This window comes from Pseudomonas sp. IT-196MI5 (assembly GCF_949767415.1).
In the GTDB taxonomy this organism is placed as follows: domain Bacteria; phylum Pseudomonadota; class Gammaproteobacteria; order Pseudomonadales; family Pseudomonadaceae; genus Aquipseudomonas.
The window spans coordinates 1-273 of record NZ_CATKPZ010000076.1 but is presented as its reverse complement, the minus strand read 5'-3'; the positions used below and the strand labels follow the sequence as shown (position 1 = coordinate 273).

1 protein-coding gene is annotated in these 273 nt (G+C 68.1%); it reads left to right on the top strand.

Annotation, left to right across the window (positions count from 1 at the left end; genetic code table 11):
• Positions 1–273: hypothetical protein (locus ACM6IK_RS25730; RefSeq protein ID WP_414876544.1), on the top strand; the 273-nt coding region annotated here is incomplete at both ends.

Below are 273 nucleotides of genomic sequence, written 5' to 3'. Positions count from 1 at the left end.
CGTCGGCGGCATCACCGTGGTCAGCGGCGGCGTGGCCGCCGGCTTCCCGCAATCGATCAGCACGCCGCTGGGCAGCACGCTGACCGTCACCGGTTACAACCCGGCCACGGGCGTGGTCAGCTACAGCTACACCCTGAACGACAACGAAGCGCATCCAACCGGCAACGGCGCCAACACCCTGCCGGAACAGTTCGCCGTGACCGTGGTCGACGACAACGGCACCACCGCCACCGGCAGCCTCGACGTGAACATCGTCGACGACCTGCCCAGTGG